This is a genomic window from Natronobiforma cellulositropha (assembly GCF_025629245.1).
Lineage (GTDB): Archaea > Halobacteriota > Halobacteria > Halobacteriales > Natrialbaceae > Natronobiforma > Natronobiforma cellulositropha.
In genome coordinates this window covers 42,771-56,828 of the sequence record NZ_JANZXN010000058.1, presented here as the reverse complement: position 1 = coordinate 56,828, position 14,058 = coordinate 42,771, and the positions used below count along the sequence as shown (strand labels likewise).

The following is a 14,058-nucleotide window of genomic DNA, read 5'->3' as shown; positions in this document are numbered from 1 at the left end:
GCCCGCAGTCATCGAGGTCGTCACTCACTTGGGAGTGGTTGCCGATTTTCGCTCGATAGGTGCGGGTTGTCTCCAGCATTGTACTGTGTTCATAAGAACTTATGGAACCTTTCATATTAAAGGTAGTGGTTGGCGTGGAATACCCAGCCGTGCAGTCATCGGTGGGTGGCGTCATCCAGTGACGTCGCGTATCCCCGCGCTAAAGCGCGAGGTTTTGCGCCTGCTCATCCCATAACAAAGAAGGTCTCCCGCGAGGGTCGTTCGTGCGAGGCAGGGTACCTCGCACGCGACGCTCTGTCCGTTGGACGGCCCGCGGCGGCCGCCCGCCGCGGTTCTTTCTTGCGCGCGAGGTGCCTCGAGATTGCTGAAACGGCTCGGTCCCGGCCGAAACCGTGACGGCCATAGCGGACGCGGCCCGACTCGAGCGTATGGACACGACCCCACCGACGCTCGCGTGGCGGCCGACGGCCGACCGGCGAACACTCGTGGTCGCACTCGTCGACGGTGCCCTGCTGTCGGCGCTCGTCGCGGGCGGAATGGTCTCTCACGGGACGGACCCGCTCACAGCCCCGCTGTCGACGTTCGAGGGAATCGCCCCGTTTCTCCTCGCGTGGGTTCCCCTCGCGGTACTCGCTGGCGCGTACGCCGAGCGGGTCCTCTCAGAGCCGCTCGAGGCTGCCCGTGTCGTAGCCGTCGCCTGGCTCGCAGCGGCGAACGTGGCGTTGCTCCTCCGTGGGTCGCCCTTCTTCGAGGGCGGAATGGCCTGGCCGTTTCCGCTCGTGATCGGTGGGCTGGGACTGGTCTGTCTGCTGACCTGGCGCGTTGGGTACGCCGCGTTCGCCCCTGCCAATTGACCTGTCAGTCAGAGGAGGGAGTACCGCAGCGGCCGTCTCGAACAAAGAGGCGTATCTACGACGTGTGGGTTTGCTCGCGAGAGACCGGGTACCGGACAGTACAGGTCGCCGCCGTCTATCGGTTGCTATCACCGGCGGATTCGATACGGGCGGGAGATGGACTTCGTTTCAGCTGTGGAGCGTGAGATTAGCGTCAGGTTCCGGAGAATAACTAATTCATAAGTTATAGGAATCTGTTCTCAAAGCACTACGTTGCAGACGAGTTCGCTATCAGCAAATTATGGGAAATGCTTATATACCTATTCCCCATACTATGTAGTAGATTATGGCTGGATATTACGACGTTGTTCTCGGGCTTATCCCGGTCGCACTGCTCGGCATCACCGCCGCACTGACCGTCGTCGGTGTCTCGCTGACGACCGCCGTACCGATCGGTGCAGCCGTCGCGATCGGTCTCATCGGCCACGCGATGTTCGTCAACGCACCGACGGACGCCGTCGAGGAGTCGCCCAACCAGCCGTCGCGCAAGCGCCCGCGGCAGGGTCAGCGGCCCCCGATCAACGCAGAGTAACGACTCTCGAGGACCTTTTTACCCACCCAGCCGTTCGGGCAGACGATGACCGACGTCCTGTTTCTCAGTAGCGCGGACGTGACAGCACTGGCCACGCCCGACGAGTACGTCGACGCGGTCCGGGAAGCCTACCGCGAACGTGGCACGGGAGCGCCGGCACGGCCACGCCAGACGTTCACCCGATCTGATCCCGGCGGCATGCTCACCAGTTACGCCGCCTTGCTCCCCGAGACCGGCGCGATGGGTGGCTACACCTACGCGGCCGGCTTCGGTGCGGGCGACGCCTGGTTCGTCACCCCGCTGTTCGACGCCGAGACGGGCGAGCCGCTCGCGATCATCGACGGTGCGAGTATGAACCCGTTCAAAACCGGAGGCGCCGGTGCCGTCGCCGTCGACGCACTCGCCCGCCGTGACGCGGCCACCGTCGCCGTCATCGGCACCGGGCCACAGGCCCGCGGCCAGCTTCGTGCGAGCGCGACCGTCCGCGAGTTCGAAGCGGTCCGAGTCTTCTCACCCACGCGCGAGCACCGCGAGGCGTTCGCCGAGGAGTTCGCCGACCGACTCGAGGGGACCGTGCAGGCGGTCTCCTCGAGCGCCGACGCCGTCGACGGCGCCGACGTCGTCATCACGGCGACGACGGCCGACTCGCCGGTCGTCTCGAGCGACGATCTCGCACCCGGCACGCACGTGACGGCGATGGGCCGATACCACCCGAAGAAACGCGAACTCGACGTCGAAACGATCGAACGGGCGACGTACGTCCCCGACCTGCGCGAGCGCGTGACACGGGACGCAGGGTCGTTTCTGGCAGCGCTCGAGGCGGGCGCGGTGACCGAAGACCACGTACACGCGGAACTCGGCGAGGTGGTCGCGGGGGCGACACCCGGCCGGACGAGCGCCGAGGAACTCACCGTCTTCGACAGCGGTGGGACCGGTATCGAGACGGTCGCCGCCGCGTCGATGCTCTACGAGAAGGCACTCGAGGCGGGTCTCGGGACGACGCTCCCGTTCGCACCCGCCAGCGAGGCGCTGACCGGGCGGTGAGCAGCTTCCTGTATCGAGCGTTCGTCTCACGAACCGAACGCCGACAGGGGGTCTAAGCCGTTCTGTCGCCTACTAGTCCGTATGTCCCGCGCGGCGGAACTCGCGGCGGTGCTCGAGGAGACGGTCTCGCTCGCGATCGTCTGTCACGACAACCCGGATCCAGACTGTCTCGCGAGCGCCCTCGCGCTGGCGGAGATCGCGAGCGCACACGGCGTCGAAGACGTCGTGATCGTCTACGGCGGTGAGATCTCACACCAGCAAAACCGCGCGTTCGTCAACCTCCTCGAGATCGACGTCGAGGCGTTCGAGGACGTCGACGTCGCTGGGTACGAGGCGAGCGCGTTCGTCGACCACTCACGCTACGGGGCGAACACCGTGAGCGACGCCGTCGACCCAACCATCGTCGTCGACCACCACCCCGGTGACCCGCTCGGCGCACCGTTCGTGGACGTTCGCGTCGAGTACGGCGCGACGGCGACGATCTTCGTCGAGTACCTCCTCAAACTCGACGTGGCGATCACGGAACGGCTGGCCTCTGCGCTCCTGTTCGCCCTCCACAGGGAGCGTCTCGACTACATCAGAGAGCCGACGGCCAGGGAGTACGAAGCCGCGCTCGCGGTCTACCCAGAGGCTGATCTCGAGGTACTCGACCAACTGTACGGCTCTGCGTTCTCTCCGGCGACGATCGACGCGATCGGCCGGGCGATCACCTCGCGCGAACGACGCGGTTCCTCGCTCGTCGCGAACGTCGGGATCACGCCGGAGACCGACGCCCTGCCACAGGCAGCCGACTACCTCCTGAACTTAGAGGGCGTCGACACGGTCCTCGTCTTCGGTCTCGTCTCCGACTCGATCCGTATCAGCGGCCGATCGATCGATCCGCGCGTACACATCGGCGAAACGCTCGAGGGTGCGTTCGGAGGGCTCGGAGCGACCGGCGGCCACCACGACATGGCCGGCGGGCAGATCGACCTCGGACTCTTCGGCGACGAGGCGGACGACGACGACGCACTCCTCTCGTTCGTCTCGCGTCGAATCTCCCGCCGGTTCTTCGAGGCACTCAACTTAGACGGTGACGGCGAGGTGTGATCGGAGCGGCCCACGCGAATCTCAGTCGGTCTCGAGCGGGTGACCTGCAGCCAGCAGCGACCGGTCACCGGCCTATAGTAACAACTGCAACGATTTACACACTGATCGCCGACCCGTCTGGCGATCAGGTGTGCACTGACTTGCAGTGGCTACGATAGCGGTTGCTACCATTCGCGCTGGCCATCGGCGAGGATTTTTATCCTAGTGAAGTGTACGAAAATCCGTGACGACAGCACTGTTCGTCGTAAGTGAGGAGGGGTACTGGGGAGAAGAATGCATTGCGCCACTCGAGGCGCTCACCGAGGCGGGTGTCGAGATCACGGTCGCCACGCCGACCGGATCGAAACCGGTCGTCGACGACCTCTCGATCGATCCCGAGCAGGTCGGCGAGGAGACCGCCGCCCACGTCGAGGAGGTCCACGCCACCGACGAGCGACTCGAGAATCCGATTCCGCTCGCGGAAGCGAGCGCCGACGAGTACGACGCCGTCGTCTTCCCGGGGGGCCACGGCACCGAGTGGGACGTCAACCAGGACGGCCACGCGCGAGCGCTGCTCGCAGCGACCGTCGAAGGGGAGGGAGTCGCACTCGTCGTCTGTCACGCCGTCGGCTTACTCGCGTTCACCCGAGGGTCTGACGGGGAGTTCCTCGTCGACGGCCGCGAGGTCACCGGCTTTCCGAACGCCTGGGAGACGGACATCGTCGACGACCACGACCGCCTCCCGAACGGGCGGAAGCTCCCCTACTGGGTCGAAGACGAGGTCGTCGCCGCCGGCGGCACCTGGGACGCCGAACTCGAGTCGGATACCAGCGTCACCGTCGACGGCAACCTGATCACCGCCCGCGGTCCAGCGTCCTCACAGCGGGCCGCGGCGGTCTTACTCGAGGAACTCGACGGCTGAACACGCAGACGCCGACGGCGGGGACCGACCACCGCCGCGGTGTCGGGGAATCAGTCCCTTTTTACCTTCGCCCGGGGAACTGAGCGTATGAGCTTCGAAGAGGACGACCGCGTCGTCTTACACGACAAGCACAGCGAGTTCGACGGCGAGACCGGCACCGTCACCCAGACGATGGAGTCGATGTTCGGCGACGTCACCTACACGATCAGCTTCGAGGACGGCCAGGAGAGCGGCGTGCCGGAGGACGCACTCGAAGAGACCGACGAGAGCGCAGACGAAGCCGACGCCGGCGACGACGACGAGTAACCGCACAGGCGACCCGGCCCGCCGTGACGGCCGGCGGCGCCGACTCACCACCGACCATGGGACAGATTCCACTCCACTACGTCGACCTTCGGGCGTTCTGTTACGCAACCGAAGACGAAAAGCGCGTCGAGGACGCACTCAGAACCTTCCTCCCCGAGGAGTTCGAGATCGAACGCCTCGAGAGCGAAGGCCACTACGGCGACCGCATCCTCATCCTCTCTGCGCGCGTCGAGAACGCCGACGACGTCCGCCACGTCCTCGCCCGTCTCGCCGACCTCGAGTCGTTCGGCCGGTTGCTCGCCGAACTCGACGAGCGCGTCACCGAGAACACGGAACTGTTCTTGCGTCTGGACAAGCAGGCGGCCTTCTCCGGCGACGTCGCCCTCGGTGAGGGCATCACCTTCCGCGCGAAAGTCGAGGCCTACCCCGCGAAGAAACACATCGCCGTCGAGAACGCCCGCGAGGTCCTCGAAGAACTCGACGACGAGCCGCCAGCGTAATGGCTCGCCAGCCGACGGCGTTGTACTAACCACTCGAACGGTTCGTTTTTGGTACCGGCCTCCCAGGGCTTCGGTATGGACGTACACATCGTGGGTGACGACCCCATCGCAGAGACCGTCGCCACCGCCCTCGCAGACGTCGACATCGAAACCGTCGACGCCGAGCCGGCGGACGTCGAAACCGCACGGTTCGCCGTCGTCGCAGACGTCGCCGGCGCGTCGACGTTCGCCGACGCGAACGAGGCCGCACTCGCGGGAAACACCCCCTGGATCGCCGTCGAAATCGGCGGCATGGGCGGCCACCCGTTGACCGACGTAGACGCCGCCGTGAGCGGCTTCTCGGCGTCGACGGGCTGTTTCCACTGTCTCCGGATGCGCGTCGAGTCGAACCTCTCTGACGGAGAACGCGCCGAACGAGCGACCGGCTCTCGGAGTACCGCCCGGTTCGCCGGAGCGGTCGCCGGCTACGAGTGCGCCCGGACGTTCGCAGGCGAAGACCGCCTGTTCGGTCACGTCGTCGAACTCGGCGACTCACGCGTCTACGCACGCCGGCGCTTCCTCCCCGTGCCCAACTGTGACTGTGAACCCGACTCGAGAGACCGGGCGCTCGGCCGTGACGACGACTCGGTGGACCTCGAGGCGGCTGTCGCGAGCGCAGACACGGTCATCGACGAGCGCGTCGGTATCGTCTCGACGCTCGGCGAAGCCGAGTCGTTCCCCGCGCCGTACTACCTCGCGAGCGCGGCCGACACGAGCGGGTTCAGCGACGCCCGAACGCCGCCACAGGCCGCCGGTGTCGACGAGGACTGGAACGCCGCGATGATGAAAGCCGTCGGCGAGACGCTCGAGCGCTACTGCGGGGCGACCTACCGCCCGTCGGACTTCGTCCGCGCGCCGTTCGACGAACTCGAGGCTGCGCTCTCACCGGACGAGCTGGTCAGACCCGGAGACGCCCCGGCGTTCGACCCGGAGGAAGAACACCGCTGGGTACTCGGTGAGAACCTCGAGACCGGCGACGAGGCCCACCTGCCGGCGGCGGCCGTCCAGTTCCCCCCGCCAGGTGAGCAACTGCTCCCGTCGATCACCACCGGTCTCGGTCTCGGCTCTTCGACGGTCGACGCGCTCGTCTCCGGTCTCAGCGAGGTCATCGAGCGCGACGCGACGATGCTCTCGTGGTACTCGACGTTCGAACCGCTGGCGCTGGGCGTCGACGACGACGTGTTCGAACGCCTCGCCCGGCGCGCCCGCGGCGAGGGGCTGACCGTGACGCCGCTGCTCGTCACCCAGGACGTAGACGTACCGGTCGTCTCGGTCGCCGTCCACCGTGAAGGCGGCTGGCCACAGTTCGCGATGGGGTCTGCGGCCTCACTCGACGCCGTCGGGGCCGCCCGGGCAGCGCTCTGCGAGGCGCTCCAGAACTGGATGGAGCTGCGGGCACTCGGCCCGGAGGACGCCGCGGACGCCTCGGGCGAAATCGGCGAGTACGCCTCCTTCCCCGACGCGGCCAGGTCGTTCATCGCCGTCGACGGCGACGTCGACGCCGCCGCCGTCGGTCCCGACCCCGTCCCGACCGGTCTCGAACGACTCGAGTCGCTCGTCTCGCGGGCGACCGACGCCGGTCTGACGCCGTACGCAGCGCGGCTGACGACCCGCGACGTCGAGGCACTCGGCTTCGAAGCGGTGCGCGTCGTCGTCCCCGAAGCCCAGCCGCTGTTCACTGGAACGGCGTTCTTCGGTGAGCGAGCCAACACCGTCCCGGCGGACCTCGGCTTCGAGCCGCGACTCGAGGGACCGTATCACCCGTACCCGTAGAAGCGCTCGGGAGAGGAGTTAGTCGTCGGCCGGTGGGTCGCGCTCGTTGTGGTCGACGGAGACACCCTCGTCGGTAATCGAGACGGTGACCGCGCGCGAGCGTTCGCCGACGGTGAGCGTCTCGATGTCGACCTCCTCGCCGTCTGGGCTGAGTACCTCGATTCTGACGTGCTGGTCGGTGTTCGAGAGGCGCTCTAATCCAGCAGTCTCACCGGGAGTGACGGCGACCGACTGTTCGTACGTACCGCGGCCGTCCTCGCCGTCGATGGCGGTAATTCGTACGTTCCGACTCTCGTCGATCCGGTTTCTGACCTGGACCTCGACCGGCGTCGTAAAACTGAGATTCGAGAGACAGCCCGCGAGACAGGCTACCGGGACCGTGGCTCCGGCGGTTCGAAGCAGCGTACGGCGGTTCACACTCGACGGGTAGGACCCGCCGACCGTAGCTGTTGTCCTTTCCAGTCGGACGTGCGGCCAGCCGTCCGCTCAGTTCTGCGGCGAGTAGTTCGGCGCTTCGTCGGTGATGACCACGTCGTGTGCGTGCCCCTCCGTCTGGCCGGCACTCGAGATGCGGACGAACTCGGCGCGGTCTTTGAACTCGGGGATCGTCGGCGCTCCGACGTAGCCCATGCCGGACTGCATCCCGCCGGCCAGCTGGTGGAGTTCGGATTTCAGTGTCCCCTTGTAGGGCGTGGCGGCCTCGACGCCCTCGGGGACGTACTCCTCGTCGTCCTCGGGGTCTTCTTTGAGGTAGCGCCCGCTGTCGCCCGACTTCATCGCGCCGACGCTGCCCATGCCGCGGTACTGCTTGTAGCGCTTGCCGTTCATCGTAATGACCCGACCAGGGGCCTCGTCCGTGCCCGCGAAGTACGACCCGAGCATGATCGCGTCCGCCCCGGCGGCGATGGCTTTGATCGCATCACCCGAGTAGCGGATGCCGCCGTCGGCGATGACGGGCACGTCGTGTTCGGCCGCTACGTCTGCGACCTGTGAGACCGCCGTGATCTGGGGCATGCCCGCACCGGAGACAACGCGGGTCGTACAGATCGATCCCGGCCCGATACCGACTTTGATGCCGTCGGCGAACTCGACGAGGTCCGCCGCCGCCTCGCGCGTCCCGACGTTGCCGACCACTACGTCCGCCTCGACGGCCGCTTTGATCTCGCGCGCACCGTCGATCACGTTCAGGTTGTGCGCGTGCGCACAGTCGATAAAGAGCACGTCCGCACCGGCCTCGTCGGCGGCGATTGCGCGGTCGGTCTCGAACGGCCCGACGGCGACACCACAGCGCAGGCGACCCGCTTCGTCACGTGCGGCCTCCTTGTACTCGCGACGCTGGAGAATCCCCTGCATGGTCACCAGCCCAACCAGCAGGTTCTCGTCGTCGACGACCGGCACGCGCTCGATCTTGTGCTCGTACATCAGGTCGAACGCCTCGCGCGCGTCGACGTCCTTCGGCGCCGTGATGACCTCGTCGGTCATCGCCGCCGTCACGGCGTCGTTCTCGCCGACCTCGAGGTGCGGGCGGATGTCCGTACTCGAGATGATCCCCAGGACCTCGCCGTTCGTGTTGACGACGGGCGCACCGCCGACACCCCGGCGCGCCATCAATTCGTCGACCTCGCGGACGGTCATCTCGGGATCCGCAGTGACGACCGACTCGAGCGGAATAATGAGTTCGTCGGCGCGTTTGACCTGGTCGATCTCCTCGACCATCCGGTCGACGTTCATGTTCCGGTGAATCACACCCATCCCGCCGTGGCGCGCCATCGCGATCGCCATCCCGCTCTCGGTGACGGTGTCCATCGCCGCCGAGAGAATCGGGACGGACACCTCGACCGACGTCGAGACTCTCGAGGTGAGGTCGGCCTCGTCGGGTTCGACGCGGCTCTCTTTCGGCCGGAGCAAGACGTCGTCGAACGTCAGCGCCTCCGGCACCTGTAGCTTCGCAGAATACGGCCCGTGCTCAGGAACGTCGTTCGCCATGTAACATGTGGGAAATCCCCGGGGAAAAACGTTGCGAGACAGGCCGCCACGTGTGACGCGCTGGCGAGCGACAGTGTCTCGCCTCGAGTGACACTGGTTCGGCCCGGCCGCGCAGACGGTGGGTCCAGCGGGCGTGTCAGTATCGGGTAGACAGGTACCCGATCTGTGCATCGATGGACATCGGTGGGAAAATTCAGCGGTTCGGGTACCGATGCGTGCACGCTGTGGCCGTTTCTCACACAACCTTTATCGATACTGGTCCTGAATAGTTATTCATGATTGTGAACGCTGTGAGAACGACCGACGACGCCCGACCGTGCCAGACGACCAGCGACCTCGTCGGCGCGTTTACACCGGCCCGTCCGTTCTCCACAGCGTTTGGCCAGCAGTGGTCCGCAGACTGGCAGCAACGCCAGCCGTCCCACCGCCCACATCACTCCCACCCGCTGGCCCTGGGTCACGGCCATCACGCCTGTCGATGAGCACGTCACAACACCCCGTCGCGCTCAAACTCGAGCGCCTCGTCGGTGGTGACACCCGCCTGCTCGCACTCGTGATGGGCCTGCCCCTGATCGACGGCATCTTCGCCGCCCTGATCCTCGCGGGCGCACTCGACACCACCCTCGGTGCCATCCAGGTCGGTCTCCTGATCTTCGGCGGCAGCGCCACCGTCGCCGTCATCCTCGCCGACATGGACGGCGCACCGCTCGAGCAGGCGCGCATCGTCCTCCTGGTCGGCCTGCCCCTGATCGCCCTCGCCGCGATTCAGGCCGCGCTCGCCCCCGCCATCGGGAGCGTCCTCAACATCGTGGTCTTCGAGCGCTTCGCCGCGCTGGTGATCCTCGCCATCGCCGCCAAGACCGCGAGCGCGACCATCGGCGACTACCTCCCGAGTTCGGGCGTCATCATCGCGCTGGGTCTCGTCGCGAGCATCGACCCCGCCGGGGCACAGCTCGCCGTCCTCGACGACCCCGGCCTCGTCGCCAACGCGACCGCCGCCGCCGTCATCGGCGTCGGCTTCGCGCTGACGGTCGCCCTCCTCGGGCCCTACCTCCGCGAGTACATGGACATCGACCGCTTCCGCTTCGGCAGCGCCGTCGCCCTCGGCCTCCTGCCGCTGGCCATCCTCGGCCAGCCCTTCGGCAACGCCCCGCTCGCCGTCCTCGCCGTCGCAGCCCTGTTCGCCTTCGACCCCGGCGACGACCTCCGCGAGCGCGTCTCCGCGCGCGTCGGCGACACCGACGAGGGCGACGGGGCCGCCGCCTCGAGCGAGGCCGCCGACGGCGGCGTGATCGACGAACCCTACCCGAGCGACGACACGACGGATAGCTCGAGTCGCGCCCCCTGGCTCTGACTCGAGACCGCCCACCGGCGGCGCATCGACCGGCCCGAATCGAAACCACTTTAGGTAGTATGCGCCAAGAGATGCTCGAGGGGTCATGGCCAAGCCAGGCATGGCGACTGACTCCAGAGGCAACGCGCCCGGGACGACACTCCAGACTGATATACTGATCGGACACCTGATCAGTGTCCGTATGATGACCCTCTGGAGTTCCGAGGCGTACCGGAGATATCAGTCGATCGGGGGTTCAAATCCCTCTGACCCCATTCTTCTGGCGCGAGCAACTCCGCGAGCGGCAGAAATCGGACGAAGAGTGGGTTCAATAAACTGAGGTCAACCGTGGACACCATTCTGGGCCCAACCAAAACCCACACAAGAATATTTAATATATAGAACTCATGAATATGAGTCACCATGAGCGACGAGACAAATTCAGCGCCTTCCAATCTGCCTATTTGGGTCAACTCGTTACTTAATTACGAAGATGATGTTCGAACCCTATTAGATAGGGCACTTGAATATCGTTTTGATGGAGAAAAGACGAAAAAATTACTACGAGAGTACTCGGAAAATTCGAGGGCAAAAGACTCAATGGCCGCCGTATATTTCTCGGTGCTAGACCTTGATAGTTTCTTCGAAGATGTTGAGGACGAGTTTGACGAGGAAACAGTAAATCGACTTAAATCGATAGGTGATGATTATTCGCAACTTGAACTAGAACTACGAGCGATCTACCAAGAAAAATATTTAGGTAAATACAATCCGCTTACTATAACCGATGCAGAGATCTCACACATATCTTCCGATGGTCATCCATATATTGAACTTTCCATCTACTCTGGAGATACCTTAGTCCTCAAATCTAAAGATGATGTGGCAAAGATTCTTGGAATGTTAGCATCAATAACACACGATCTTGACAATTCGCTTTCTAAAACCCCTTCGAAATGGGAATTGACAGACCACGATAAAGATAGTATATTGTTTGAGATAGCACACATTCAAAAACACTTAGAGGAAATATCTGAAACGGTCGGCGTGAATATAGATGGTGTTGATTTTGATGAATTGGTGGGTGAAAATCATGATTGACCAAGAGCCAAATAGGGATGGCAGTTCACCGAAAGCTAATAATAGAACTGTTGTAATTGACGAAATGGAATATGAACGGTTGAAGGAAGAAAATAGAAAAATGTCTGAAGTGGAGCGAATTTTAAACGATGAGCGCAGTCCCCTATCTTATGTTGAAGATGTTGGAGAAGTCCATGATCGTGGGAAACACGAACAACATAAGCAAAGCGGTGGGGAATCTCAGCCATATATAATGTATGCGGGTCCTGACGCTTCTGATCTGTGTAAAGATCTCCATCTCGATTCTCAGGAAGAGTATACCAGCAGAAGGACTATAGAGCCTGTTCTCGAAGGTACAGGTGTTGATAGTGAAATGGGCCACGAATATAGCTCAGCAGATATTCAAACCTTCCGTAAATTCTCATTTTGGTCGGGGCTAGCAGCACTCAGCCTCCTACTTTCATTAATATCTCTCTCTTTCACTGGCACAATCCCTGAACTAATGATGATCCCAATAGGGATACTTTTATTATCTACCTCTGCAATATTTTTGAAACTGTGGTATGATATCGACAATAAAAATCTTTCTTGATTGGTCTATAAAGCTCCTGATAGACATTGAGGAGACCAATCAAAGTGTCGTGAAACTGTTCAAGCAGAACGCCATATCAATATTGGGGCCATTAATAAACGCCACTCTACTTATGGCAGCTCCTTTGGCACTCGCAGCCGACGTTAATTTAGTCTCAATCGCCTATTCAATCGCCATCATTATCAGCGGGAGTCTTTTTTTCTCAGCTATATTATTGATTGGTGCTTGGTGGACTTGGGAATTCCTCCGATACGATTTACGCTCCAAATTAAATCCCCTTTATTATAGAAATTAGTGTTATATTTTCTATTCTACCCATCCTCGACGACGACGAACTCCGTACTCCCGCAGACACAGCCGTTGCGCCCGATCAGTTTTAGCCCGCCGTCGATCACCAGTTGCCCCGCGTGGACCGTTCCGCAGCGTTCACAGCCAGCCATCACCATCTCGTCTCTGTTCACCATATTTCCAATGGTTATGCTCCGGCGGCGTCCATAAACTATTCTGGCGGCGAACTGGTGTCTCCCTCGAGCGAGACTCATCAACTCCCGACCATACGAACCCCCGAGCGGGCACCAACCCGAAGCCGTCCGTCACCGACGGGCGACGACCGCGAGCGTCTCCGGGCGGTCGTGGACGCGCTCGAGGGTGAAGCCAGCGGTCTCGAGGTGGCCCACGACCTCGTCGGGAGTGAACCGTTCCTCGAGCGGCGGGCCGTCCTCGCCGGTGCCGGTCGCCGACCAGTCGACGGTGACGAGCGGGCCGCCGGGGCGGATCACGCGGGCGAGTTCCGCCAGCGTCGCCTCGTCGGCGTACTCGTGGTGGGTCATCGTCGAAACGGCCGCGTCGAGCGCGCCGTCGTCGAAGGGGAGCGAGTCGACGGCGGCCGTGAGGGGGACGACGTTTTGGGCGAGACCGGCCGCGCGGTGGCGTGCGTGCATCGCCGCCTGGAGGTCGATGGCGTACAGCGTGGCGACGAACGGGGCGATCTCCCGCGAGTAGAAGCCGGTCCCGGAACCCAGGTCGGCGACGGTGGCGTCTGTGTCGACGGCGAGCAACTCGAGCAGTTCCTCGCGCGAACAGAAGCGGTAGCGCGAGGGGTCTTCGAGTGCGTCGGCGCGCTCGATCGGAAAGGTGTGAAAGCCCATGGCGGTACTTCGCGGCGGTCACACATGAGTGGGACCGTCGCTCGAGCGCACTACGGGTGGTCGAGTCCGTGGGCGGTCTCGACGAGTTCCTTCAGCCGGGTGACGAACCGGGCGATCGGTGCGCCGTCGACGACGTCGTGGTCGGCCGTCACCGTGAGAGAGAGGTACTCTCGAGGGACGATTTCGCCGTCGACGAGGCCCGGCTTGCGTTCGATCCCACCCACCGTGAGCTGGAGGGCGTAGTTCGTCGGGCTAATCGCCCAGCCACCGCCCGTGCCGAACATGCCGACGGCGGTCACGGCGACGGTCCCGGCGACCCGTTTCCAGCGGCGTGGGGACAGGGTTGGCAGCCGCCAGAACTGTCGCCGGATGGGACCTGGAAGTCGGAGTCCGAGCGTCGCCGCCGTGGACTGGCGGTGCTCACCGGAGTCAGACTGGACCGCACGAATCTCGTCGTGAACCGACTCCAGCGGCCGCCGGTTCACCGCCCTGATGACGTGCGGGACGCCGAGATGCCCGCCGTCGATCGGGAGTTCGACGATGACCATCACGTCGACGTCCTCGAAGCGGACGATCCGACCCCACCAGTCGCGGTAGGACTGGATCTCCGGGTGCTCATCGAGGGCCTGCCCCAGACAGTGGACGAGAAACGCGGTGAACGAGAGCTGTTCGCCCGTTTCCGCCGTTCGCTCTCGGATGCGGTTCCTGGCGTCGGTGACGTCGAACTCGACGAGACCGTGGACGTTGCTCCGGTCTCGAGCGACGCGCATGTAATCGACGGTCCCCCGGTGGCGGAGCGGGCGAGAACGAACGGTCACTCCTCGGTCGCGCACGAGCGTCGT

At 63.6% G+C, this 14,058-nt stretch carries 16 protein-coding genes and 1 tRNA gene; 12 read left to right on the top strand and 5 right to left on the bottom strand.

The genetic code is table 11. The annotated features are described in order from the left end of the window. The first annotated feature begins 428 nt into the window (after positions 1-428). From N0B15_RS16850 to N0B15_RS16815, 8 genes are all read left to right on the top strand, one after another. A complete protein-coding gene (locus tag N0B15_RS16850; RefSeq protein WP_263020877.1) occupies positions 429-854 on the top strand; it encodes a DUF3054 domain-containing protein in 426 nt (141 codons plus the stop codon). A 325-nt stretch (positions 855-1,179) separates the two neighbouring features. Next, on the top strand, positions 1,180-1,425 hold the full coding sequence (locus tag N0B15_RS16845; RefSeq protein WP_263020876.1) for a DUF8015 family protein: 246 nt from the start codon (positions 1,180-1,182) through the stop codon (positions 1,423-1,425). A gap of 45 nt (positions 1,426-1,470) precedes the next feature. Beyond that, positions 1,471-2,469: an ornithine cyclodeaminase family protein gene (locus N0B15_RS16840; protein ID WP_263020875.1), complete on the top strand. Its 999-nt coding sequence runs from the start codon at positions 1,471-1,473 to the stop codon at positions 2,467-2,469. A gap of 81 nt (positions 2,470-2,550) precedes the next feature. Beyond that, positions 2,551-3,558 (top strand): DHH family phosphoesterase, encoded by a 1,008-nt coding sequence (locus N0B15_RS16835; protein ID WP_263020874.1) that lies wholly within the window; start codon positions 2,551-2,553, stop codon positions 3,556-3,558. A gap of 223 nt (positions 3,559-3,781) precedes the next feature. After that, positions 3,782-4,459, top strand: coding sequence for a type 1 glutamine amidotransferase domain-containing protein (locus N0B15_RS16830; RefSeq protein WP_263020873.1), 678 nt, complete (start codon positions 3,782-3,784; stop codon positions 4,457-4,459). Positions 4,460-4,546: 87 nt separating this feature from the next. Next, entirely contained in the window at positions 4,547-4,765 is a 219-nt protein-coding gene (locus N0B15_RS16825; protein WP_263020872.1) for a DUF1918 domain-containing protein, read from the top strand. 56 nt (positions 4,766-4,821) lie between these two features. Further along, positions 4,822-5,265, top strand: a complete 444-nt coding sequence (locus N0B15_RS16820; RefSeq protein ID WP_263020871.1) for an RNA-binding protein — start codon at positions 4,822-4,824, stop codon at positions 5,263-5,265. Between the two features lie 75 nt (positions 5,266-5,340). Next, positions 5,341-7,077 carry a YcaO-like family protein gene (locus N0B15_RS16815; RefSeq protein ID WP_263020870.1) on the top strand — a complete coding sequence of 579 codons (1,737 nt, stop codon included), beginning with the start codon at positions 5,341-5,343 and terminating at the stop codon, positions 7,075-7,077. An 18-nt stretch (positions 7,078-7,095) separates the two neighbouring features. Here N0B15_RS16815 and N0B15_RS16810 read toward each other — a convergent pair whose 3' ends face one another. Next, the gene (locus N0B15_RS16810; RefSeq protein ID WP_263020869.1) at positions 7,096-7,494 is read right to left on the bottom strand and encodes a hypothetical protein; all 399 of its coding nucleotides are present in this window, start codon (positions 7,492-7,494) and stop codon (positions 7,096-7,098) included. Between the two features lie 69 nt (positions 7,495-7,563). Continuing rightward, positions 7,564-9,063: an IMP dehydrogenase gene (guaB, locus tag N0B15_RS16805; RefSeq protein ID WP_263020868.1), complete on the bottom strand. Its 1,500-nt coding sequence runs from the start codon at positions 9,061-9,063 to the stop codon at positions 7,564-7,566. Positions 9,064-9,541: 478 nt separating this feature from the next. Between guaB and N0B15_RS16800 the strand changes: the two genes are divergently transcribed. The 4 genes from N0B15_RS16800 to N0B15_RS16785 all read left to right on the top strand — a co-directional run bounded on the left by N0B15_RS16800 (position 9,542) and on the right by N0B15_RS16785 (position 12,068). Next, on the top strand, positions 9,542-10,417 hold the full coding sequence (locus N0B15_RS16800; RefSeq protein ID WP_263020867.1) for a DUF5794 domain-containing protein: 876 nt from the start codon (positions 9,542-9,544) through the stop codon (positions 10,415-10,417). A gap of 79 nt (positions 10,418-10,496) precedes the next feature. Further along, positions 10,497-10,671 (top strand) — tRNA-Trp (locus N0B15_RS16795). 148 nt (positions 10,672-10,819) lie between these two features. Beyond that, complete coding sequence (locus tag N0B15_RS16790; RefSeq protein WP_263020866.1) at positions 10,820-11,497, top strand: hypothetical protein; 678 nt, start codon at positions 10,820-10,822, stop codon at positions 11,495-11,497. Next, on the top strand, positions 11,490-12,068 hold the full coding sequence (locus N0B15_RS16785; protein ID WP_263020865.1) for a hypothetical protein: 579 nt from the start codon (positions 11,490-11,492) through the stop codon (positions 12,066-12,068). Before N0B15_RS16790 ends, N0B15_RS16785 begins: the two co-directional genes overlap by 8 nt. Before the next feature lie 311 nt (positions 12,069-12,379). Here N0B15_RS16785 and N0B15_RS16780 read toward each other — a convergent pair whose 3' ends face one another. The 3 genes from N0B15_RS16780 to N0B15_RS16770 form a co-directional block, all read right to left on the bottom strand. Beyond that, on the bottom strand, positions 12,380-12,532 hold the full coding sequence (locus N0B15_RS16780; protein WP_263020864.1) for a hypothetical protein: 153 nt from the start codon (positions 12,530-12,532) through the stop codon (positions 12,380-12,382). A gap of 129 nt (positions 12,533-12,661) precedes the next feature. Then, positions 12,662-13,216, bottom strand: coding sequence for a class I SAM-dependent methyltransferase (locus N0B15_RS16775; protein ID WP_263020863.1), 555 nt, complete (start codon positions 13,214-13,216; stop codon positions 12,662-12,664). Between the two features lie 50 nt (positions 13,217-13,266). Beyond that, complete coding sequence (locus tag N0B15_RS16770) at positions 13,267-14,049, bottom strand: 2-oxo acid dehydrogenase subunit E2 (RefSeq protein WP_263020862.1); 783 nt, start codon at positions 14,047-14,049, stop codon at positions 13,267-13,269. Between the last annotated feature and the right edge of the window lie 9 nt (positions 14,050-14,058).

Excerpts from the sequence above, each read along its gene's own strand:
- N0B15_RS16850 (WP_263020877.1), top strand. The coding sequence starts at position 429 with ATGGACACGACCCCACCGACGCTCGCGTGGCGGCCGACGGCCGACCGG.
- N0B15_RS16845 (WP_263020876.1), top strand. The coding sequence starts at position 1,180 with ATGGCTGGATATTACGACGTTGTTCTCGGGCTTATCCCGGTCGCACTG.
- N0B15_RS16840 (WP_263020875.1), top strand. The coding sequence starts at position 1,471 with ATGACCGACGTCCTGTTTCTCAGTAGCGCGGACGTGACAGCACTGGCC.
- N0B15_RS16835 (WP_263020874.1), top strand. The coding sequence starts at position 2,551 with ATGTCCCGCGCGGCGGAACTCGCGGCGGTGCTCGAGGAGACGGTCTCG.
- N0B15_RS16825 (WP_263020872.1), top strand. The coding sequence starts at position 4,547 with ATGAGCTTCGAAGAGGACGACCGCGTCGTCTTACACGACAAGCACAGC.
- N0B15_RS16820 (WP_263020871.1), top strand. The coding sequence starts at position 4,822 with ATGGGACAGATTCCACTCCACTACGTCGACCTTCGGGCGTTCTGTTAC.
- N0B15_RS16815 (WP_263020870.1), top strand. The coding sequence starts at position 5,341 with ATGGACGTACACATCGTGGGTGACGACCCCATCGCAGAGACCGTCGCC.
- guaB (WP_263020868.1), bottom strand. The coding sequence starts at position 9,063 with ATGGCGAACGACGTTCCTGAGCACGGGCCGTATTCTGCGAAGCTACAG.
- N0B15_RS16800 (WP_263020867.1), top strand. The coding sequence starts at position 9,542 with ATGAGCACGTCACAACACCCCGTCGCGCTCAAACTCGAGCGCCTCGTC.
- N0B15_RS16790 (WP_263020866.1), top strand. The coding sequence starts at position 10,820 with ATGAGCGACGAGACAAATTCAGCGCCTTCCAATCTGCCTATTTGGGTC.
- N0B15_RS16785 (WP_263020865.1), top strand. The coding sequence starts at position 11,490 with ATGATTGACCAAGAGCCAAATAGGGATGGCAGTTCACCGAAAGCTAAT.
- N0B15_RS16780 (WP_263020864.1), bottom strand. The coding sequence starts at position 12,532 with ATGGTGAACAGAGACGAGATGGTGATGGCTGGCTGTGAACGCTGCGGA.
- N0B15_RS16775 (WP_263020863.1), bottom strand. The coding sequence starts at position 13,216 with ATGGGCTTTCACACCTTTCCGATCGAGCGCGCCGACGCACTCGAAGAC.